This window comes from Halobacterium jilantaiense (genome assembly GCF_900110535.1).
Lineage (GTDB): Archaea > Halobacteriota > Halobacteria > Halobacteriales > Halobacteriaceae > Halobacterium > Halobacterium jilantaiense.
In genome coordinates, this window is record NZ_FOJA01000001.1 from 2,703,848 (window position 1) to 2,722,502 (window position 18,655).

23 protein-coding genes are annotated in these 18,655 nt (G+C 68.2%); 15 read left to right on the top strand and 8 right to left on the bottom strand.

Going from position 1 to position 18,655, the window contains the following annotated elements; translation table 11 throughout:
* The first annotated feature begins 123 nt into the window (after positions 1 to 123).
* Together BMW35_RS14085 and BMW35_RS14090 are read left to right on the top strand one after the other, a co-directional pair.
* Positions 124 to 402 carry a PadR family transcriptional regulator gene (locus tag BMW35_RS14085; protein ID WP_089670169.1) on the top strand — a complete coding sequence of 93 codons (279 nt, stop codon included), beginning with the start codon at positions 124 to 126 and terminating at the stop codon, positions 400 to 402.
* A 1-nt stretch (position 403) separates the two neighbouring features.
* On the top strand, positions 404 to 655 hold the full coding sequence (locus BMW35_RS14090; protein WP_089670170.1) for a hypothetical protein: 252 nt from the start codon (positions 404 to 406) through the stop codon (positions 653 to 655).
* Positions 656 to 665: 10 nt separating this feature from the next.
* Here BMW35_RS14090 and BMW35_RS14095 read toward each other — a convergent pair whose 3' ends face one another.
* Entirely contained in the window at positions 666 to 1,916 is a 1,251-nt protein-coding gene (locus BMW35_RS14095) for an AI-2E family transporter (protein ID WP_089670171.1), read from the bottom strand.
* 124 nt (positions 1,917 to 2,040) lie between these two features.
* On the opposite strand from BMW35_RS14095, the gene BMW35_RS14100 reads away from it, so the two are divergent.
* Complete coding sequence (locus BMW35_RS14100) at positions 2,041 to 3,360, top strand: MgtC/SapB family protein (RefSeq protein ID WP_089670172.1); 1,320 nt, start codon at positions 2,041 to 2,043, stop codon at positions 3,358 to 3,360.
* 55 nt (positions 3,361 to 3,415) lie between these two features.
* Positions 3,416 to 4,792 carry a class-III pyridoxal-phosphate-dependent aminotransferase gene (locus BMW35_RS14105; protein WP_089670173.1) on the top strand — a complete coding sequence of 459 codons (1,377 nt, stop codon included), beginning with the start codon at positions 3,416 to 3,418 and terminating at the stop codon, positions 4,790 to 4,792.
* A gap of 19 nt (positions 4,793 to 4,811) precedes the next feature.
* On the opposite strand, the gene BMW35_RS14110 is transcribed toward BMW35_RS14105, so the two are convergent.
* The 4 genes from BMW35_RS14110 to BMW35_RS14125 all read right to left on the bottom strand — a co-directional run bounded on the left by BMW35_RS14110 (position 4,812) and on the right by BMW35_RS14125 (position 8,488).
* Entirely contained in the window at positions 4,812 to 6,800 is a 1,989-nt protein-coding gene (locus tag BMW35_RS14110; protein WP_089670174.1) for a methyl-accepting chemotaxis protein, read from the bottom strand.
* 132 nt (positions 6,801 to 6,932) lie between these two features.
* The gene (locus BMW35_RS14115; protein WP_089670175.1) at positions 6,933 to 7,376 is read right to left on the bottom strand and encodes a plastocyanin/azurin family copper-binding protein; all 444 of its coding nucleotides are present in this window, start codon (positions 7,374 to 7,376) and stop codon (positions 6,933 to 6,935) included.
* 1 nt (position 7,377) lies between these two features.
* Positions 7,378 to 7,692, bottom strand: a complete 315-nt coding sequence (locus BMW35_RS14120) for a ribbon-helix-helix protein (protein WP_089670176.1) — start codon at positions 7,690 to 7,692, stop codon at positions 7,378 to 7,380.
* Positions 7,693 to 7,762: 70 nt separating this feature from the next.
* Complete coding sequence (locus BMW35_RS14125; protein ID WP_089670177.1) at positions 7,763 to 8,488, bottom strand: LolA-like protein; 726 nt, start codon at positions 8,486 to 8,488, stop codon at positions 7,763 to 7,765.
* Positions 8,489 to 8,577: 89 nt separating this feature from the next.
* Here BMW35_RS14125 and BMW35_RS14130 point away from each other — a divergent pair, with 89 nt between their 5' ends.
* Positions 8,578 to 9,501 (top strand): HhH-GPD family protein, encoded by a 924-nt coding sequence (locus tag BMW35_RS14130; RefSeq protein WP_089670178.1) that lies wholly within the window; start codon positions 8,578 to 8,580, stop codon positions 9,499 to 9,501.
* Between the two features lie 40 nt (positions 9,502 to 9,541).
* Here BMW35_RS14130 and BMW35_RS14135 read toward each other — a convergent pair whose 3' ends face one another.
* A complete protein-coding gene (locus BMW35_RS14135; protein WP_089670179.1) occupies positions 9,542 to 9,982 on the bottom strand; it encodes a DUF302 domain-containing protein in 441 nt (146 codons plus the stop codon).
* Positions 9,983 to 10,117: 135 nt separating this feature from the next.
* Between BMW35_RS14135 and BMW35_RS14140 the strand changes: the two genes are divergently transcribed.
* Positions 10,118 to 10,336: a YgaP family membrane protein gene (locus BMW35_RS14140; protein ID WP_177170854.1), complete on the top strand. Its 219-nt coding sequence runs from the start codon at positions 10,118 to 10,120 to the stop codon at positions 10,334 to 10,336.
* A gap of 145 nt (positions 10,337 to 10,481) precedes the next feature.
* Here the strand turns inward: BMW35_RS14140 and BMW35_RS14145 are convergent, their stop codons facing one another.
* Both BMW35_RS14145 and BMW35_RS14150 read right to left on the bottom strand, forming a co-directional pair.
* Positions 10,482 to 11,051: a DsrE/DsrF/DrsH-like family protein gene (locus BMW35_RS14145; protein WP_089670181.1), complete on the bottom strand. Its 570-nt coding sequence runs from the start codon at positions 11,049 to 11,051 to the stop codon at positions 10,482 to 10,484.
* Between the two features lie 2 nt (positions 11,052 to 11,053).
* Positions 11,054 to 11,299: a sulfurtransferase TusA family protein gene (locus BMW35_RS14150; RefSeq protein ID WP_089670182.1), complete on the bottom strand. Its 246-nt coding sequence runs from the start codon at positions 11,297 to 11,299 to the stop codon at positions 11,054 to 11,056.
* Between the two features lie 246 nt (positions 11,300 to 11,545).
* On the opposite strand from BMW35_RS14150, the gene BMW35_RS14155 reads away from it, so the two are divergent.
* The 9 genes from BMW35_RS14155 to BMW35_RS14190 all read left to right on the top strand — a co-directional run bounded on the left by BMW35_RS14155 (position 11,546) and on the right by BMW35_RS14190 (position 18,571).
* Complete coding sequence (locus BMW35_RS14155) at positions 11,546 to 12,739, top strand: MBL fold metallo-hydrolase (RefSeq protein WP_089670183.1); 1,194 nt, start codon at positions 11,546 to 11,548, stop codon at positions 12,737 to 12,739.
* A gap of 8 nt (positions 12,740 to 12,747) precedes the next feature.
* The gene (locus BMW35_RS14160; RefSeq protein ID WP_089670184.1) at positions 12,748 to 13,305 is read left to right on the top strand and encodes a YeeE/YedE family protein; all 558 of its coding nucleotides are present in this window, start codon (positions 12,748 to 12,750) and stop codon (positions 13,303 to 13,305) included.
* Between the two features lie 67 nt (positions 13,306 to 13,372).
* Positions 13,373 to 13,834, top strand: a complete 462-nt coding sequence (locus BMW35_RS14165; RefSeq protein WP_089670185.1) for a YeeE/YedE family protein — start codon at positions 13,373 to 13,375, stop codon at positions 13,832 to 13,834.
* A 5-nt stretch (positions 13,835 to 13,839) separates the two neighbouring features.
* A complete protein-coding gene (locus BMW35_RS14170; RefSeq protein WP_089670186.1) occupies positions 13,840 to 15,015 on the top strand; it encodes an inorganic phosphate transporter in 1,176 nt (391 codons plus the stop codon).
* Positions 15,016 to 15,186: 171 nt separating this feature from the next.
* Positions 15,187 to 15,336: a DUF7512 family protein gene (locus BMW35_RS15745; protein ID WP_177170855.1), complete on the top strand. Its 150-nt coding sequence runs from the start codon at positions 15,187 to 15,189 to the stop codon at positions 15,334 to 15,336.
* Positions 15,333 to 16,361, top strand: coding sequence for a sulfite exporter TauE/SafE family protein (locus BMW35_RS14175; RefSeq protein ID WP_089670187.1), 1,029 nt, complete (start codon positions 15,333 to 15,335; stop codon positions 16,359 to 16,361). Before BMW35_RS15745 ends, BMW35_RS14175 begins: the two co-directional genes overlap by 4 nt.
* Before the next feature lie 109 nt (positions 16,362 to 16,470).
* Positions 16,471 to 16,875 carry a helix-turn-helix domain-containing protein gene (locus BMW35_RS14180; RefSeq protein WP_089670188.1) on the top strand — a complete coding sequence of 135 codons (405 nt, stop codon included), beginning with the start codon at positions 16,471 to 16,473 and terminating at the stop codon, positions 16,873 to 16,875.
* Positions 16,876 to 17,083: 208 nt separating this feature from the next.
* Positions 17,084 to 17,443: a thioredoxin gene (gene trxA, locus BMW35_RS14185; RefSeq protein ID WP_089670189.1), complete on the top strand. Its 360-nt coding sequence runs from the start codon at positions 17,084 to 17,086 to the stop codon at positions 17,441 to 17,443.
* A gap of 120 nt (positions 17,444 to 17,563) precedes the next feature.
* The gene (locus BMW35_RS14190; RefSeq protein ID WP_089670190.1) at positions 17,564 to 18,571 is read left to right on the top strand and encodes a sodium:calcium antiporter; all 1,008 of its coding nucleotides are present in this window, start codon (positions 17,564 to 17,566) and stop codon (positions 18,569 to 18,571) included.
* Positions 18,572 to 18,655: the final 84 nt, after the last annotated feature.

Sequence of the window (18,655 nt, forward strand, 5' to 3'; positions counted from 1 at the left end):
CACACATAAGCACGCTGGGCGGACATGTCACGTTCGCAGAATCGGTGTGGGCGGGCGCTCTGCCACGTTCCTGCCACCACACTTATGCTCGCCGGCACGTAATTTATACCGAGTACGAGACATATGCACGACCTGACAGGCTTCCAGCGAGACCTGCTCTACGTCGTCGCCGGCCTCGACGACCCGCACGGACTCGCCATCAAGGAGGAACTCGAAGACTACTACGAGTCCGAAATCCACCACGGCCGGCTCTACCCGAACCTCGACACACTCGTCGACAAGGGCCTCGTCGACAAGGGCGAACTCGACCAGCGCACGAACTACTACACGCTCACCCGCCGCGGCACCCGCGAACTGGAGGCGCGCCGCGACTGGGAGGCCCAGTACGCCGACCTGTCGTAGGATGGTGTCCTCGCGGCTCGCGACGGCCGCTGCCGGCGTCGTCGTCAGCCTCGCCGTCAGCGCCGTGCTCTGGTGGTACTTCGACGTCGCGCTGTTCTTGCTCGCGGTCCCGTTCGTCCCGTTCCTCTTCAGGAGTCGCGGCGGGGACGACGACCGGCCGTCTGTTCGCTCGTGCCCCGAGTGCGGCTTCCGGACCCGGAACCCGTCGTTCGAGCACTGCCCGCGGGACGGCACGCGGCTGCGGGAGAACTGACGCCTCGCGGTCAGCGCGTCCCGGCTGAATCGTCGCCCGTCGCTCCGTCGGTCGTGTCTCCGGTGCCGTCGTCCACCGACGCGTCGCCGTCAGTCCGCTGGTCGTTCACGGTGTCTGCCTCCGCCGCTGCGGCCGAGTACGTGGGGTCGTCGCTCGGCGCGGCCGGCCCGTGGGTCTCCCCGTTCGGCACCGGGTCGATCTCCACGCCGGCGACGAGTTCGGGCAGCACGAGCCGGGCGAAGTGGACGACCAGCACGAGCACCATGGGGCCGAGGAACAGGCCGTACCAGCCCCAGAGGAGCGGCCCGAACACGTACGCGAGAATCACGAGCCCGAGGTGGAGGTCCCGTCCGGAGACGTACGGCCGCACCACGAGGTCCGGGATGAAGTCCACGACGACCGCGGCGACGGCGACGAACACGACGACGAACAGGAAGCCGGCGTCGCCCTGAAACGACGAGAACGCCAGCCAGCCCGCCAGCGGTATCCAGACGAGTTTGATGCCGACGACGGGGATGAGGCTCGCGGCACCCGTCAGCATCCCCAGCAGCGTCGGGTACGGGATACCGACGCCGGCCGGCGAGACGGCGTTCAGGGCGTTGTAGGAGACGGCGGCGACGACGCCCGTGATGAACGCGAAGACGATGTTCCCGAAGAAGATGTTCGAGAAGTCGCGGTCGACGGCGTCCGTGTACGCGGCCAGAACGCCGTCGTCGTCCGCGAACCGGCGGCGGAACCAGTCCGCGAGCCGGTGGTCGTCCCGCAGCAGGTAGAACGCGATGGTGATGACGGCGAACAGGTGGATGAACGCCGTCGTGAGGAGGCCGAGGTAGCCGGCGGCGTTCTCGGCGATGGTGCTGAGCGCGGACTGCACGGACGGCTGATCAAGCAGTGACTGGGGGTCCTCGACCGCCTGGGAGACGTCGAGGTACGGCGCGAGCAGCGCCTCGAGCTGGCCGAGGTCAGCGCCCTGCGCGTCCAGGACGGCGTTCAGCTCCTGGAGGCCGACGGCCGTCGTGTAGGCCACGAGGAGGATGGCCGGCAGCGCGAGGATGACCAGCGAGACGATTGCGGCGACCGACGACGGGCCCAGGCGGCCCTTCAGTCGGCGGTACACCGGGCGGGTAGCGTAGTAGAGGAAGAACCCTAGGACGAACGTCCCCACGAACGTGTAGACGACGAACGCGAGGACGGCTGCGAGGACGGCGGCAGCCACCCACCAAGTGGCGCGCCCGCGGTCGAGGTCGTCGAAGCGTGCCATTCACTCGGACGACGGCACCCCGACGCAAAAATACTCGCCCGCGTCCGGCGCGGTAGGCGGCGGCTATCGAAGTGGCGACGGGTCGTGGACGTACTCGGCCGCCCAAGCGTTTATATATATCACTATGTACGTCTCGGGAGTGGGCCCGACAGTGGAGACGTTGACCGCCGCGCCGCTCGACAGCCAGGTCGTCCGCATCGCCGTCGCCGTCGCGCTCGGGCTGTTCCTCGGGCTGGAGCGCGAGTGGTCACAGAAGGCCGCCGGCATCCGGACGTTCGCGCTCGTGAGCGTCCTCGGCACCATCTTCACAATGGTGGACACGGAGCGCTGCACGGAGGCGGCCGGCGCGTGCTCGCCCATCCTCTCCGGCATGGGGTCGCTGTTCGTCATCGTGCTCGCGGGCGTCCTGATGTTCTCGGGGATGCGCGAGGACGACGAGAGCCTCCACCTCACGACGGCCGTCAGCATGGTGGTCGCGTACGGCGTCGGCGTGCTCGTCGCGCTCGGTGCCGTGCTGCCTGCGACCGTCGTCGCCGTGACGAGCTCCATCCTGCTCGTGTTCAAGCGAGAACTCCACGACTTCGCGTGGGGGCTGTCCCGCCAGGAACTGCGCTCGACGACGGAGTTCGCCATCCTCGCGTTCGTCGTCTATCCGGTGTTGCCGGCGGGGTCGGTCACGCTCGGGTCCGGCACGTGGGCGGTCGAAGTCGAGCCCCGCGTCGTCTGGCTGATGGTGGTGTTCGTCGCCGGCATCGGCATCGTGAACTACGTCGTCGTGCAGACGTACGGCGGCCGCGGCATCGCCGTCACGGGCTTCTTCGGCGGGCTGGCGTCCTCGACGGCGGTCGTCGGGACGATGCTCGACCACGTCGACGAGCGCTCGGACGCCACCGCCTACGCCGTCGCGGGCGTGCTGCTGGCGAACGCCGCGATGGCGCTCCGGAACCTCCTCATCGTCGTCGTGTTCACGCTGTCGGCCGGCGTGCTGCTTGAGGGCACCATCCCCCTGCTGACCATCGTCGTCGGGAGCGTCGCGGTCGCCGGGCTGACTGCGGACTGGACGAAAGACGTCGAGATGGACCTCGAGAGCCCGTTCTCGATGCGGAACGCGCTCGGCTTCGGCGCGATGTTCCTCGTCGTCGTGGTCGCGGGCGGGCTCGCGGAGACCCAGTTCGGGTCCGCCGGCCTGTTCGTCACGGCGGTCGTCTCCGGGCTGGTGTCGAGCGCGGGCGCGACGACGTCCGCAGTCGTCCTCTACCGGACGGGCGCGATATCTGCGGGCGCGGCGACCATCGCCGTGCTACTGGCCACCGCTAGCTCCATCGGCGTGAAGGTGGCGCTGTCGGGGACCAGCCCGAACCGGTCGTTCGCCGTCCGCGTCGCCGGCTACAGTGCTGGACTGCTGGCTGCGGGCGCAGTCACGGCAGTCGCCGTCGCGTTGTAATACTTGCACCGACCGGAACGAACGACTTTTACTGGGGGCGGTGCCAACTCCCTGCATGGACCGGGAAACCGCCGAGCCGAACGTCCGGAGCATGCCGGGGGAGAAGGCCGAGCAGTGGGCGAGCCACCACCACGAGCACGCCGCACCCTCCACGTACGTCTACGAGTTCGTCTGGGACATCACCGAGGACGCCATCGGCCCGTTCTGCACGGACGTCGACGGCAACGTCCTCATGGACTTCACGAGCCACGTCGCCGCGGCACCGTTCGGGTACAACAACCCGAAAATCATGGACCGCCTCGAGAAGTTCGACCTCGTCGACCCGCTGAAGATTGCGGGCCAGGACTTCTACGCGAGCGGCGGCGGCAGCCCGGAGGACCCCGACACGCCGACGTCCACGCAGCTACTCGACCGGCTCACGGACATCACCGAGCACTACGACCTCGACACCGTCTTCCTCTCGAACACGGGCGCTGAGGCCGTCGAGAACGCCATCAAAATCTGTTACGCGAACGGCGGCCACCGTGCGTTCACGTTCGACGGCGCGTTCCACGGCCGCACCCTCGGCGCGCTCTCCCTGAACCGCTCGAAGAGGGTTCACCGCAAGGGCTACCCCGAACTCGGCGGCGTCGTCTCCGTACCGTACTGCGCCTGTGACGGCGAATGCACGTGTGGCTGGAAGACCAACGGCCCCGGCGGGAACGTCATCGCGGACAAACTCCACCCGAAGCGCGGCGTCGTCGACCCCGAGGAGGTCGCCTACCTCATCATGGAGCCCCAGCAGGGCGAGGGCGGCTACCGCGTCCCCAACGAGTCGTTCACCGAGGACATCGTCGACCTCCAGCACGAGTACGACCTCAAAGTCATTAGCGACGAGATTCAGGCCGGACTCGGCCGCACCGGCGAACTCTGGGGCATCGACCACACGCCCATCGAGCCGGACGTCATCACGTCCGCGAAGGGCCTGCGAGTCGGCGCTACCATCGCCAACGAGGACCTCTTCCCGAGCGAGACCGGCCGGCTGTCCTCGACGTGGGGAGCAGGTGACATCGTCGCCGCCGCGCAGGGGGTCGCCACCATCGACGCCATCACGAGCGACGGCGTCCTCGACAACGTCGAGGCGCGCGGTCAGCAGGTCAACGACATCCTCCACGACGCCGACCCGGACTTCGTCGAGGACGTCCGCGGCCGCGGCCTGATGCTCGCCGTCGAGTTCGACACGAAGGAGCGCCGCGAGGCCGTCGTCCACGCGTGTCTCGAACGCGGGCTGCTCGTCCTCGGCTGCGGCTACAAGACCGTCCGGCTGCTCCCGCCGCTGGACGTCACCGAGCGCGAAATCGACCTCGCGCTCGACATCTTCCTCGAAGCCCTCGACGACCCCGAGGTCCGCCACGCCGGCACCTCGAAGGTCGACGCCGAGAACCCCGCGTAAAAACGAGCGTTTCAGCCGGCTACTCCGGCCGGCCGTCGGTCCGTCGCTCCGCAGCGACGAACTCGCCGCCGTCCGTCAGCGTCGTCGCTTCCTCCGGCGCGTCGCCCGCGCCGACCTCGAAGTCGGACAGCAGCGACTGGAGTCGCTCGGCCTGCTCGCTGAGCGACGCGACGTTCCCGCTGACCTCGGACATCGACGCCGCCTGCTCTTCGGCGGCCGCCGACGCGTTCTGGGCTTCGGTGGCGGTCGACTCGCTGAGGTCCGCGACCTCCTCGGCCATCGACACAGCCTCCTCCGTGCTCGCCGCCTGGTCGTCGGTCGTCTCGCTGATCTCCTGGACGCCGGTGTCCGTCTCCTCGGCGTGGTCCGAGACCTCCGAGAACGCGTCCCGGACCTCCTCGACAGCTTCGATGCCGGCGACCATCGAGCGTTCGGCCGCCTGCGCCTCCTTAACGGTCGTCGACGTCTGGGCCTGGAGGTCGTCGATGAGCGTCTCGATGTCCTCAGCGGACTCCCGGGTCTCCTCCGCGAGGTCTTTCACTTCGTTCGCCACGACCGCGAAGCCGTCGCCGTCCTTGTCTGCGCGGGCGGCCTCGATGTTCGCGTTCAGCGCGAGCATGTTCGTCTGCTCCGCGATGTCGCCGATGAGCTCCACGATGTTGCCGATCTCCGCCATCTGCTCGTCGAGCCCCTCGACGTTGTCGACCGTCTGATTGACCGCGGTCTGGACCTCGCGAGAGTTCTCGATGGCGTCCTCGGCCGTCGACTCGCCGGCCTTCGCGATTTCGGCGGTCTGGTGAGAGTGTTCGGCCACGGAGTCCGCGGACGCCGCCACCTCCTCGATGGCCGCCGACAGGTCGGTCATCTCGCCGGTGACGGTCTCCAGCATGTCGCGTTGCTCGTCGGAAGCGCCCGCAATCTCTTGGACGGACTCGCTGACCTCGCCGCTCGCGCGTTCGGCCTCGTCGGCACCCGCTTCGGCTTCCTCGCTGGCCGCCGCGACCGTGTCCGCGAACGTCTGAATCTCCCGCATCGCGCCCTCGGTTTCGACCATCATCTCGTTGAACGCCGCGGCGATCTCCGCCATCGCCTCGCTCTCGGGGTCGGACTCGACGCGAACCCCGAGGTCGCCGTTGGCCGCCCGCCGCATCGCGGCGCTGTACGCGCTGGCCGTCTCCTCCAGGTGGTCGTTGAGCTCCGCGACCTCCTGCTGGCGCGCCTCGGCCTCGGCCTTCGCCTCCTCGGCTTCGGCCTTCACGCGCTCGGCTTCGGCCTTCTCGGCCTCGATTTCGGCCTGCTTCTCCTCGAGGTTCTCGACCTCGTCGGCCTTCTCGCGGGCCTCCTGGAGGCGCTGTCTGGACTGCTCGCGGGACTTCTCCGTCGAGTACCAGTTCGTCATCAGCGCGCTCGCCAGCATCAACACGAACACGCCGTGGATGAACCCCCACACCCAGGGGTTACTGATGGCCGCGGCGTGGTTGTAGACGCGCTCGGGGTTTATCATCCCGAAGACGCCGTGCGTGAACACGACGTACGTGAGCCCGAGCGCGAACGGCAGCCAGTCCTCGTAGATGGCGATGATAGCCATCCCGACGAAGAAGTGGAAGTGGGCCTCGATGTAGCCGCCGGAGAACTGCACGAGCACGACCGACGCCGCCAGGATGCCGGTCGACGCCAGCGCCGTGCGAGCGCGCCGGGGGAACCGTGAGACACTCGCCAGTCCCGCGAACGCCAGCAGGATGCCGAGTTCGAGCGCGACGAGCGGCAGCGGCGTCGCCGGGATGGTCGCCCCCGTGACCACCGACTCCGTGCCCTCGTAGAGTCCCAGCGCGAGCAGGAACGGGACGTGTGCCAGCAACAGCACGATGATGTTGCGGTGACGCCGTCGCCACGCCTCGTCCGGAATCGTGTCCCCGCTCGGTGTGTACTTCACGACGTCCTCGATGGCCCGCTGCCACCCGCCGACTTGTTCTCCCCTGCCGCTGTCCGCCGTACCAGTCGCGCCCATGGCGCTCCCCTTTCGTCTACTAGGGCAAAAACCCGATGGGCGTTCCCGTCGGTTCAGAGAGCGAAAAATCGTGATATCGCCGTTGAACTGCCCGAAACACTAAATTGAAATGATTGTTTGTTACGTATTCGGTCACGCGTCGGGGTCGACTCGCACTCGCCCTCGCATCCCGTAGCTCGCGTGGGGCGTGCAGACGTACTCGTAGACCCCAGTCGCGTCGAAGGTCACCTCGTGTGTCGCCCCCCGTGACGCCAGCTTCTGGACGCCCGTCCAGTCGGCGGTGGCGGGCTGGCGCTTCACGTTGAGGTCGTGGCCGCTCGACAGCCACACGAACCGGACCGCGGTCCCGGGTGCGACAGTCAGGTCGTCGGGCGCGTACACGTACTCGTCGTCCGGCCCGACCTCGACCACCTCGGTCCCGTCGGGAGCGTCGAGCGCGTCCGCGATGTCCCCGCTCGCGTCGCTGGACTCCGAGCCGCCTCCGCCGAGACAGCCCGCGAGCCCGAGTGCGGTAGCGCTCGCCGCGCCGCGCAGAACGTCCCGCCGCGTTAGACCACTCGTCGCTGGCGGCTCCACGCTAGAACTGGTAGCGGCGGTCCTGGTCGGGTTCCGGCGGTGCCTGTGCGCCCGCCATCTCGTCGTAGGTCACGCCGGTCAGGTACTCGTCGTAGGTCACGTCGTAGGCCCCCCGGAGGTGGAAGTCCAGGCGGCCCGTGTCGGTCGTCGACTGGAACAGGAGGTGGACCGCCCGCCGCAGCAGTTCGTCCGTGTCGGCGTCCAGGGCGGCCGACAGCATCGCGAGTTCCTGGCGGCTCTCCCGGTCGAGGAACGCGTAGTCGTCGAGGTCCTCGTACGCGAGTTCGACGTCCGTCTGGAGGTCGTCCAGGCTCATACCCGAGAGAAGCCTCGCCGGGGGCATACGCCTTTCGTCGGGCCGAGCCCGGGCCGAGGCGGCAGTCCGGTCAGGCGGACTCGTCCGTCGGCGCGTCCTCCGGGATGGTGACGCGAACCGGCTCGCCGTACTCCGAGAACAGGATGGTGACGTTCGCCTGCGAGGACTGTCCCCGGGTGGCCACGGTCATGGACAGTTCGGCCTTCCGCGGCCGGTCGGTCTCGTCGGCGACGTACAGCCGGTAGGTCGCGTTCTGGATGCCGACGCTCTCGGTCGTGCCCACCTGCTGACCGAGCAGCGACTGGTACGCCTCGGGGTCGGCGTCCACGGCGTACACCGTCGTCTCGACGCCGTCGACGGTCTCGTTACCGACGACGGAGACGCTCCCGACGTCCAGCAGCGTACGCTGGCGGGCGAGCGTGCCGTTCTCGGCCCAGAGGCCGCTTCCGGAGAGATTCTGGACCTGCCACTGGCCGCCGGAGGTGACGTACGCCGTCTCGCCGTCGAAGTACGACGTGGCGGGCGTCCCGTAGACCGACATGTTCAGCCGGGCGCGCTCGCTGGTCCTGTTGTAGACGCCCTCCTGAGTGAGCTGGAGGGTCTCGCCGTTCGCGGTGATGTTCATCCGGAACTCCACGCCGTAGGTCGCTACGTCCTGCGTGGCGGCCGCGACGCGTTCGTGGACGGACTGCTCGGACTCGGTCGGCTGCGCTCCGTCGCCGCCGCCGAGCGCGCTGCAGCCAGCCGTGGCCACGAGGAGGGCGACACAGACCGCAACGAGGGCTCGTCGTCGCATACGTGACAGTTCACGTGACAGGACTTAGTACGTGCGCTTCCGTGGCACGAACCACCACCGCCAAGGCCGCTGCGTGCGAACGGACGGCCATGACCGACGGGGACGGGGAGTGGGCGCTCCCCGAGGACACCGAGGACGTGCGCGCGGCGCTGGTCGAGTGGTACGAGGCCGACCACCGGTCGTTCCCGTGGCGGGAGACCACCGACCCCTACGAGATTCTCGTCTCGGAGGTGATGAGCCAGCAGACCCAGCTCTCCCGCGTCGAGGACGCCTGGCACGCGTTCCTCGACCAGTGGCCGACGACGACCGACCTCGCGGCGGCCGAGCGTGGCGAGGTCGTGGGGTTCTGGTCCGACCACAGCCTCGGGTACAACAACCGCGCAAAGTACCTCCACGAGGCCGCCCAGCAGGTCGAGAGCGACTACGACGGCGAGTTCCCGGATACACCGGAGGAGCTGTCGGAGCTGATGGGCGTCGGGCCGTACACCGCGAACGCCGTCGCGTCGTTCGCGTTCGACAACGGGGACGCCGTCGTCGACACGAACGTCAAGCGCGTGCTCTACCGCGTCTTCGGCGTCCCCGACGACGACGCGGCGTTCGAGGCGGCCGCGAACGACCTCATGCCCGAGGGCGAGTCCCGCGTCTGGAACAACGCCGTGATGGAACTCGGCGGCGTGGCCTGCGGGAAGTCGCCGGACTGCGACGCCGCCGGCTGTCCGTGGCGGGAGTGGTGTGACGCCTACCAGACCGGGGATTTCACCGCGCCGGACGTGCCGACCCAGCCGGACTTCGAGGGGAGCCGCCGGCAGTTCCGCGGCCGGGTGGTCCGCGCGCTGAGCGAACACGGCGAGCTGGCGCTGGACGAGCTGGGGCCGCGAATCCGCGTGGATTACGCGCCGGACGGCAGCTACGGCCGAGACTGGCTCCGGGGGCTGCTCGACGACCTCGCGGACGACGGGATGGTCGAGGTGGCCGACGGGAGCGGGTCGACGGTCGCCCGACTGCAGGAGTGAACACAGCGCGTGTCGGCGGCGACGGCCGGCAGCGTCCGGACTAGAGGTTCTCGAACGCGTCGTCGACGAGTTCGCCGGTGGTGGCGACGATGTCCGCCATCTCGTCGTCGTCGGGAGCCATCCCGACGAGCCGCGCGATGCGCATGATGGAGACGTGGTAGACGCGCTGCCGGCCGGGTTCCTCCGCCCAGACGACGACGTTGCAGGGCATGAGCGCGCCGAGTTTGTTGTCGGTCGCGTCGAGCGCGCGGTCGGCGACCTCGGGGTTGCAGGCCCCCAGCACGTAGTAGGGGTCGCGGTCCGCGTCGACTTTCTCGTTCAGCATCTCGGACGGCGAGAACTCGACGGGGATGCCGAACCCGGCGTCGGTGAACACGTCACGGACGTGTTCGATTGCCGCCTCGTGGTCCATATCGAGGGTCGCCTGTGCTTCGCCGAAGTCCTCCGGGTCGAGCTTGCGCGGGTCGATTGGGAGCGTCATTCGTGCGCTGTATTGTGCTCGTAGTGCAAAGTCTCTTCCGGATGTGGCCGACCGACCGAGTCGGGTGTGGCACTCGTCGCGCCTGGCGGGCGTGAACGGGTAAGTTTTACGTGAATGTGTTGTGTAGTTGTGGGTATGAAGAACAACGTTGGGGCTGCCGACAGACAGACTCGTCTGGTCGTCGGTGTACTGCTGCTGGTCGCAGGACTCGCGTCCCTCGGCGGCCTGCTCGGCCTCGGAACGACGGTCGGTGCCGGTCTGTCGCTCGTCGGCGTCGTCCTGATCGCCACCGGACTCGTCCGGGTCTGTCTGGTGTATCGCGTTCTCGGCGTCGATACGTCCGACACTCGGTGAGCGTGACGCAGTTTCAGAACGCCGGCCAGCGCGACTGGGGACAGTCGGGGCCCCTGGTCGATGCCGGGCGAGCCGCGCGGTCCGTCGACAGCGCTCCGGCTAACAGGCGACACGACCGTGGACGCGATGCGCTCGTCGGCGGCGTTCAGACGAGCAACTGGATCTCGGCGTCGGCCATGTCCTGGAGCGCGGTGGCCGCGCCGACGCCGGTTGTGACGCCGTCGTAGAAGTCGTCCTCGTCGTAGTCCAGCAGGTCGATGGTCATCTGGCAGGCCTGGAACTCGACGCCCATGTCGAGGTTGGTCTCCAGCAGTTCCTCGATGGTGGCGGTGTCGTTGTCCTCGATTCGCTTCTCCATCATCGAGGTGGTGACGCGGTCCATGCCGGGGAGCGCGCCGACGACGTTCGGGACCGGCATGTTGGGGTTGCCGACCGAACTCAACTGGAGGTCGCCGGACTTCTCCTCGTGGAGGATGTCCAGCCCCCAGAACGTGTGGAAGACGGTCACGTCGTAGCCGAACGCGGCCGCGGTGCTGGCGAGGATGAGCGGCGGGTACGCCATGTCCAGGGTGCCCTTCGTCGCGATGATGCTCATCTGCTTCTGGCCGTCGTCGCTGGTGGCGTCGGCGAGCGCGTCCTCGAGTTCGCCCACCCGCGCGGCCAGTTCCGCACGCGTGGGGGCGTCGTCGGCCGCGTCGGGAGTGTCCGTGCTCATCGTCACTCCGTCTTGCGGACGTAGTGTCTGTAGACGTCGTCGCCCTCGCTCTGGTCGAGGAGTTCGACGCCCTCGGTGCCGGCCGCCCAGCCCTCGATGTCGCTCATGCTCCCGGCGTCGGTCGCGAGCACTTCCAGCACGTCGCCGCCAGCGAGGTCGTCGATGGCGGACTTCGTCTTCACGACCGGCATGGGACACGATGCGCCTTTCACGTCGAGCGTCTCGGTGATGTCGAATTCGGTACTCATTGGAATCCGCTCCAGCGTCTGTATTGGAGCTAACTCACAATACCCTATGCCCGAGTAAAAGATTGTCGGTTATTGTAACCACTGCAAATTACTCTACTCGTGCTCCTTGGGGAGAGAGCTAGTAAAATGCGCTTCTGTGCCGCCTTCTATGCTCTTGCGAGAAATCCTGCCCAGTAGTATTGTGGAGGATTGGGAATACCATCTAAAATCTTTTGTGCGTCGAACCGGTACAGCGGACTGCACACAATGAACCCAGACGACTTCCCGACGCCCGACGTCGACGTGGAATCCGTCGACCCCGAGTCGCTCAAGGACCGCATCGACGCCAGCGAGGACGTCACGGTCCTCGACGCGCGCATGCAGTCGGAGTACGAGCAGTGGCACGTCGACGGCGAGTCCGTCACGTCCATCAACGCCCCGTACTTCGAGTTCCTCGACGAGGACATCGACGACGACGTCCTCGATCAGATTCCCGACGACCGCGAGGTCACGGTCCTGTGCGCGAAAGGCGGGGCCAGCGAGTACGTCGCGGGCACGCTCGCGGAGCGCGGCTACGACGTCGACCACCTCGAGGACGGCATGAACGGCTGGGCGAGCATCTACGACGCCGTCGAAGTCGAGCGCTACGACGGCTCCGGAACGCTCCTCCAGTACCAGCGCCCGTCCTCGGGCTGTCTGGGCTATCTCCTCTACGACGACGGCGAGGCCGCGGTCGTCGACCCGCTGCGCGCGTTCACCGACCGCTACCTCGACGACGCCGCCGACCTCGGCGTCGACCTCCAGTACGCGCTGGACACGCACATCCACGCCGACCACATCTCCGGCGTCCGCGCGCTCGACGACGAGGGAGTCGAGGGCGTCATCCCCGAGGCCGCCGCCGACCGCGGCGTCACGTACGCGGACGACCTCACGACGGCCGCCGACGGCGACACCTTCGCGGTCGGCGACGCCACCGTCGAGACCGTCGCCACGCCCGGCCACACCTCCGGGATGACTTCGTACCTGCTCGGTGGCAGCCTGCTCGCGACCGGCGACGGGCTGTTCGTCGAGAGCGTCGCCCGCCCCGACCTCGAAGCGGGCGACGAGGGCGCGCCCGCTGCCGCCCGCCAGCTCTACGAGTCGCTCCAGGAGCGCGTGCTCGCGCTGCCCGACGACACGCTCGTCGGCGGCGCGCACTTCAGTGACGCGGCCGAGGCGGCCGACGACGGCACCTACACTGCCCCCATCGGCGACCTCGTCGAGGACATGGACGCGCTCACGATGGACGAAGACGACTTCGTGGACCTCGTCCTCGCGGACATGCCGCCGCGCCCGGCGAACTACGAGGACATCATCGCGACCAACCTCGGCCAGCAGTCCGTCGACGACGAGGAGGCGTTCGCGCTCGAACTCGGCCCGAACAACTGCGCCGCGAGCCAGAACTCGCTCGCGGGTGACTGACCCCGCCGATGGTCGCTGACCCAGTCCCGCTGCTGTCAGCCGCAGAGCTGTTCCCGAACGGCGTCAGCCGGTACGCCGTCGGCGGCCTGCTGGTCGGCCTCGGCGCGCTCGTCATCTACGTCGGCACCGGCATCCCCGCCGGCGCGAGCACGTTCCTCGAGTCGACGCTGTCGTACGTCTCCGGGCAGTCCCGGTTCCAGCGCTACGTCGGCTCCCGGGACTGGCGCGTGCTGTTCACGCTCGGCATCGTCCTCGGCGGCACGCTGTTCGCCGCGACGGTGCAGTCCGGCGTCGTCACCAGTTCGCTGTACGCGGCCGGCAGCACTGGGGAACTGTACGACGTCGGCGGTGTGACGCTCTGGTCGACGGGCGTCCAGCCGTGGCGGCTGTTCCTCGGCGGTATCCTCGTCGGCGTCGGCACGCGCGTCGGCAAGGGCTGTACGTCCGGTCACGGCGTCTGCGGCGTCGGTTCGGCGTCGAAGACCTCGCTGGTCGGCGTCGCCACCTTCCTCACCGTCGCTATCGGGACTGCGCAGGTCGTCGCCGCACTGGGGGTGAGCCCGTAGTGCGCGAGACCCGAGGGACCCGAGAGTCTCGAACCGCGCGAACGGGAGCGAACGGAGGGAGCGACACGTGAGCGGCGACCGACAGCCGCTGTTCAAACCGCTGGTGTTCGTCGGTGGTCTGATATTCGGGTTCGGGCTCGGCTTCAGCCACATGGCCCGCCCGGAGGTCGTCCTGCACTTCCTGCAGTTCGAGGACCTCGGGCTGCCGTTCGTCATGTTCGGCGCGGCCGTCGTCACCGGCGTCGGCTTCGCAGTCATGCCGCGACTCCGCGACGCCGCGCCGCTCACCGGGTCGCCGTACGAGCGCCGGCTCAAGTCCTTCGACCGGAACGTCCTCGTCGGCGGCGCTGTCTTCGGCGTCGGCTGGGGGCTGTCCGGCATCTGTCCGGGAGCCGCGTACGCGAGCCTCGGTGTCGGTAACGTCACCATCCTCTGGGCGCTCGCCGGGATGTTCCTCGGCGCGTACGCCCAGGGCTACTGGCGGAGCCGCAGCCGAGCCAGCGACCCCGCAGCGACGAGCGCAGACTGACCCCCATGGACCCCGCACTCGCCGCCCTCTTCGTCGGTGCCGCGCTCGCCAGCCTGTTCATGGCGTGGGTCATCGGGGCCGGGTCGAGCGGCGCGACGCCGTTCGCACCCGCCGTCGGGGCGAACGCAATCGCGACGATGCGCGCCGCGTTCGTCGTCGGACTCTTCGGGTTCGCCGGTGCCGTCACGCAGGGCGGCAGCGTCTCCGAGGCCATCGGGGGCGGGCTCGTCGGCGGCGCGAGCCTGCCCGTCGCCGGCGTCATCCTGGTGTTGCTGCTGGGTGCCGGGCTGATGGCTGTCGGCATCCAGACCGGGTACCCGATTGCGACCGCGTTCACCGTCACGGGCGCGGTCATCGGCGTCGGGCTCGCGCTCGGCGGAACGCCGGTGTGGCCGAAGTACCGACAGATTGCGGCCGTGTGGGCGCTGACGCCGTTCGTCGGCGGCGGCATCGCGTTCGCCATCGCCAGCGTCCTCCCGCGCCCCGGCGTCCCCGAGCGGTACAGCGTCCCCGTCCTCGCTGGCCTCGTCGCCGCCGTCCTCGCGAACGTCGAGTTCAGCTTCCTCGGCCGAGGAGCGTCCTCGGGGAGCGTCCGCAGCCTCGGCCGGCAGGCGCTCCCAGTCGGCGGCCCCACTGCGGCGGCGGCTGTCACCGGCATCGCGGCGCTGGCCGTCGGTGTCGTCGTCTGGTGGGACGTCCGCCGCGACGAGCGCGGTGGACTGCGGCGCGTGCTGCTCGCGCTCGGCTCCCTCGTGGCGTTCTCCGCGGGCGGGAGCCAGGTCGGGCTCGCAGTCGGGCCGCTGCTCCCGCTGCTCGACGAGGTGGGCGGGCTCTCGGTGTTCGCCGTGCTCGTCGGCGGCGGCCTCGGGATGCTCGTCGGGTCGTGGACCGGCGCGCCCCGCATGATCAAGTCGCTCGCGCAGGACTACTCGTCGCTCGGCCCGCGGCGCTCCATCTCGGCGCTCGTGCCGTCGTTTCTCATCGCGCAGCTGGCCGTCCTGCTCGGGGTGCCGGTCTCCTTCAACGAGATAGTCGTCAGCGCCATCATCGGGAGCGGGGCCGCGGTCGGCGGGCGGGCGGCGGTCGACGCGCGCAAGATACTCGTCACCGTCGGCGCGTGGGCGGGCTCGTTCGTACTCTCGTTCACGCTCGCGTACGTCGCGGCCGCCTCCCTGCTGTGAGTCGGCCCGGCGCGTCCGCCGGCAGGCTGCGACGAGAGTGTTCCACGAACTGGACGACGTGCTGTCGAGTAGAATTGTGTAGTATTCCCAAAAACGTTACGTAAGGTGGCCGGGTATGCCGACCCGAGTAGAAACTCATGGAATCCACAATACTACTCGGAGTGGTGGTCGATGTTCGGGCTTGAGAACGCCAGCGGTGTCGAGGGTGCGGCTCTCGTCGTCGGTGTCGTCCTCGTCGAAGCAATCCTCCTCTACGCCGGCTACGGGCTGCTCGAGCGCGTCTTCGGGCCGAGCGTCGTCGGCGCGCTCCGCGGACGATGACTGCCGAGCTGTTCGGCGTCGCCGGCCCCCTGCTGGCGCTGTTCGCGGGATTCGGCGTCCTCATCGGCCTGCTGTTCGGGTTCTTCGGGATGGGCGGGTCGTTCCTCGTCACGCCCGCGCTGATGGTGATGGGCTACGACACCGACGTGGCGGTCGCCTCCGGGCTCGCGTTCGTGTTCGCGACCTCCGTCATCGCGACGCTGAAACACCGCGACCTCGGGCAGGTCGACTACAAGCTCGGTGTGCTCATGATTGCGGGCACGACGGCCGGCATCGAGGTCGGTAAACTCGGCCTCCACGCGCTCCAGGCGATGGGGCTCGCGGACACCGTCGTGAGCATCGTGTACGTCGGGCTGCTGGGTGGCATCGGCGCGTTCATCACCTACCGGGCGACCCGAGGCGGCGGTGACGGCGGCATCAGCCACGACACCGAGGCCGACGCCGACGACATCCCCGACGTCGCGAAGCAGATTCAGTCCTACCGGGTGCCCCCGATGATGGAGCTGCGCGGCGGCATCACCGTCTCGCTGTGGCTGATTCTCGTCGTCGCGTTCGCCACGGGACTGCTCTCGGGGTTCCTCGGCGTCGGCGGCGGCTTCATCCGGATGCCCGCACTGTTCTACCTCATCGGCGTCCCGGTCCCCGTCGCCGTCGGCACGGACCTCTTCGAAATCGTGTTCTCGGGCGGTATCGGGAGCTTCCTGTACGCGATGGACGGCGCGGTCGACCTCTCCATCGTCGTCCCGCTGCTCGCCGGGAGCGCGTTCGGCGCGCGGCTCGGTGCCGCGGCGACCAGCCTCGTCGACGAGGACGAAATCAAAGTGTACTTCGGCGTGATGCTGCTGCTGGGCGCGCTCGCGGTCGCGGTCCGCAAAGTCGGGAACGTCGCGGACGTCCCCGTCCTTCAGACGGTTTCGCTGGTCATCATCCTCGGTGCGGCGACGCTCGTCGCAGGTGCGGTCGTCGTCAGTTCGATTCGAGCCCTGCGCTCGGGGAACGCGCCTGCGGCCAGCGCGGCCGACTGACGTCAGCCGGTGCCTGTCTGGACGGATAGTTCGGCGGACTCGTGCGTGCATTTGTGTGACTTGTACACAAGTCTTTTAACCGCGTAGCGGCAACAGAACGGTGATACCGATGCCTGATTCGATGTCCGAACAGCTCCGTCGGGACATGGAGTGCGAGGGGCTCCTGGAGTGTTTCCACGGGCTGAAAGAACTCGACAAGGAGTGCTTCCGCGCGCTCGTCGAGGCCGACGAGCCGCTGACCGTCGACGAGATTGCCGACGCGGTCGACCGGGAGCGCTCGACCGCCTACCGCGCGGTCCAGCGCCTGCTGCAGACCGGCTTCATCGAGAAAGAGCAGATCAACTACGACCAGGGGGGCTACTACCACGTCTACGCGCCGACGGACCCGTCGCAGATTGCGGACGACATGCAGCGCATGCTCAACGACTGGTACGCGAAGATGGGGCAACTCATCCAGGAGTTCGAGAACAAGTACGAACAGTCCGAAGGAGCGGCCCCCACTGCCGAGAGCTAACTCCGGCGCTTTCCTCCTCTTCCCTCCGCTCTCCGCTCTCGGTTCTCTCTTCTCGCACTTCGTCGCACTCTGTCCCGCTCGCCAGCGGACCGGATGTTCGGCTCCCTCCCACAGCTACTGTCGCGGTGCCGGCTCGGTAACCAGTACTTCCTAGTATTGTGTTTTCTACCCAAAACTCTTAATTGGGGCTGGTTCGTACGTGCTGGTGATGGCAACTGATACTGCAGCCGACGCCGGGGCCGCGACGGCGAACGAACCGATTCACGTCGACGGCCAGTCCCAACTCGACGACGTCGTCACCGACCACGGTGTCGTCCTCGTGGACTTCTACGCCGACTGGTGTGGTCCGTGCAAGATGCTCGAACCGGTCGTGGAGACGATTGCCGCCGAGACCGACGCGGCCGTCGCCAAGGTCGACGTGGACGCCAACCAGCAACTCGCCAGCGCCTACGGCGTCCGGGGCGTCCCGACAGTCGTCGTGTTCGCCGACGGCGAGCAGACCGAGGAGGTCGTCGGCGTCAAGGGCGAAGCGGAGTTCCGAGCAATCGTCGACTCCTACACGGAGTAACCGGCCGGGCCTGCAGTGTCTCGACTCGCCACGTGACTGTCGTCTCGACCGACGCTCGCCGCGCCTGCACAGCACGCGACTGAGCCACGCCTTTCTCCCTCCCCCGCAAACCGGGAACCAATGCCCGGATTACTCGGTTCGCTCGCGCTCGCGGCGGTCGCCGTCGTCGTCATCTACACCGGAAGCACGTACTTCGAGCGCGCGGCGGAGCGTCTCAGCAGACACTACGGCCTGCCCGTGGCCGTCCACGGTGCCATCGTCGTCGCTGTCGGGTCGAGCTTCCCCGAAATCAGCTCTATCGTCATCAGCACGGTCGTCCACGGCGAGTTCTCTCTCGGTGTCGGTGCCATCGTCGGCAGCGCCATCTTCAACCTCCTCGTCATCCCCGCGCTCTCCGCGCTCACCAGCGAAGACCTCGAAGCGACCCGCGACATCGTCCACAAGGACGCCCAGTTCTACATCATCAGCGTCCTCGTCCTGTTCATCGTGTTCGCGCTCGGCGCGACGTACGTCCCCGGCGGCACCAACAGCGCCGCCATTCTCACCCGGCCGCTGGTCGTCCTCCCGCTCGCGACGTACGGCGTCTACGTCTTCCTCCACCAGCAGGACGCCAGCGAGCACGACGCCGTCGAAGTCCGAGACGTCGACCCGCTCCGGGAGTGGGGCGTCCTCGCCGCCGCACTGGTCGTCATCGCCCTCGGCGTCGAGGGCATCGTGCGCTCGGCGCTCGCCTTCGGCGACATCTTCGACACGCCGACGTTCCTCTGGGGGTTGACGGTCATCGCCGCCGGGACCAGTCTCCCCGACGCGTTCGTGAGCATCAACGCCGCGCGGAACGACGACGACGTCACCAGCCTCACGAACGTCCTCGGCAGCAACACCTTCAATCTCCTCGTCGCCATCCCAGTCGGCGTCCTGCTCGCCGGAACCGCGACCATCAACTTCCTCGTCGCCGTCCCGACGATGGGCTTCCTCGCGTTCGCGACGCTCGTGTTCGTCGTGTTCACGCGGACGAACCTCGAGCTCACGAACGTGGAGGCTATCGGCTTCCTCGCTCTCTACGTCCTGTTCCTCCTTTGGATATCCCTCGAATCGGTCGGCGCTATCGAGACCGTCCAGGGAATCTGAGGAGGCCCAGCTAAGCGGGTCGACTGCCCCACCTGTCCGCTGCCGCGCCGGACAGATTGTTACCGCGTGGGAATCGGGAACCCC

Bases quoted from the DNA above. Each gene is read 5' to 3' on its own strand.
- BMW35_RS14085 (WP_089670169.1), top strand. From the start codon at position 124: ATGCACGACCTGACAGGCTTCCAGCGAGACCTGCTCTACGTCGTCGCC.
- BMW35_RS14090 (WP_089670170.1), top strand. From the start codon at position 404: ATGGTGTCCTCGCGGCTCGCGACGGCCGCTGCCGGCGTCGTCGTCAGC.
- BMW35_RS14095 (WP_089670171.1), bottom strand. From the start codon at position 1,916: ATGGCACGCTTCGACGACCTCGACCGCGGGCGCGCCACTTGGTGGGTG.
- BMW35_RS14100 (WP_089670172.1), top strand. From the start codon at position 2,041: ATGTACGTCTCGGGAGTGGGCCCGACAGTGGAGACGTTGACCGCCGCG.
- BMW35_RS14105 (WP_089670173.1), top strand. From the start codon at position 3,416: ATGGACCGGGAAACCGCCGAGCCGAACGTCCGGAGCATGCCGGGGGAG.
- BMW35_RS14110 (WP_089670174.1), bottom strand. From the start codon at position 6,800: ATGGGCGCGACTGGTACGGCGGACAGCGGCAGGGGAGAACAAGTCGGC.
- BMW35_RS14120 (WP_089670176.1), bottom strand. From the start codon at position 7,692: ATGAGCCTGGACGACCTCCAGACGGACGTCGAACTCGCGTACGAGGAC.
- BMW35_RS14125 (WP_089670177.1), bottom strand. From the start codon at position 8,488: ATGCGACGACGAGCCCTCGTTGCGGTCTGTGTCGCCCTCCTCGTGGCC.
- BMW35_RS14130 (WP_089670178.1), top strand. From the start codon at position 8,578: ATGACCGACGGGGACGGGGAGTGGGCGCTCCCCGAGGACACCGAGGAC.
- BMW35_RS14135 (WP_089670179.1), bottom strand. From the start codon at position 9,982: ATGACGCTCCCAATCGACCCGCGCAAGCTCGACCCGGAGGACTTCGGC.
- BMW35_RS14140 (WP_177170854.1), top strand. From the start codon at position 10,118: ATGAAGAACAACGTTGGGGCTGCCGACAGACAGACTCGTCTGGTCGTC.
- BMW35_RS14145 (WP_089670181.1), bottom strand. From the start codon at position 11,051: ATGAGCACGGACACTCCCGACGCGGCCGACGACGCCCCCACGCGTGCG.
- BMW35_RS14150 (WP_089670182.1), bottom strand. From the start codon at position 11,299: ATGAGTACCGAATTCGACATCACCGAGACGCTCGACGTGAAAGGCGCA.
- BMW35_RS14155 (WP_089670183.1), top strand. From the start codon at position 11,546: ATGAACCCAGACGACTTCCCGACGCCCGACGTCGACGTGGAATCCGTC.
- BMW35_RS14160 (WP_089670184.1), top strand. From the start codon at position 12,748: ATGGTCGCTGACCCAGTCCCGCTGCTGTCAGCCGCAGAGCTGTTCCCG.
- BMW35_RS14170 (WP_089670186.1), top strand. From the start codon at position 13,840: ATGGACCCCGCACTCGCCGCCCTCTTCGTCGGTGCCGCGCTCGCCAGC.
- BMW35_RS15745 (WP_177170855.1), top strand. From the start codon at position 15,187: ATGTTCGGGCTTGAGAACGCCAGCGGTGTCGAGGGTGCGGCTCTCGTC.
- BMW35_RS14175 (WP_089670187.1), top strand. From the start codon at position 15,333: ATGACTGCCGAGCTGTTCGGCGTCGCCGGCCCCCTGCTGGCGCTGTTC.
- BMW35_RS14180 (WP_089670188.1), top strand. From the start codon at position 16,471: ATGCCTGATTCGATGTCCGAACAGCTCCGTCGGGACATGGAGTGCGAG.
- trxA (WP_089670189.1), top strand. From the start codon at position 17,084: ATGGCAACTGATACTGCAGCCGACGCCGGGGCCGCGACGGCGAACGAA.
- BMW35_RS14190 (WP_089670190.1), top strand. From the start codon at position 17,564: ATGCCCGGATTACTCGGTTCGCTCGCGCTCGCGGCGGTCGCCGTCGTC.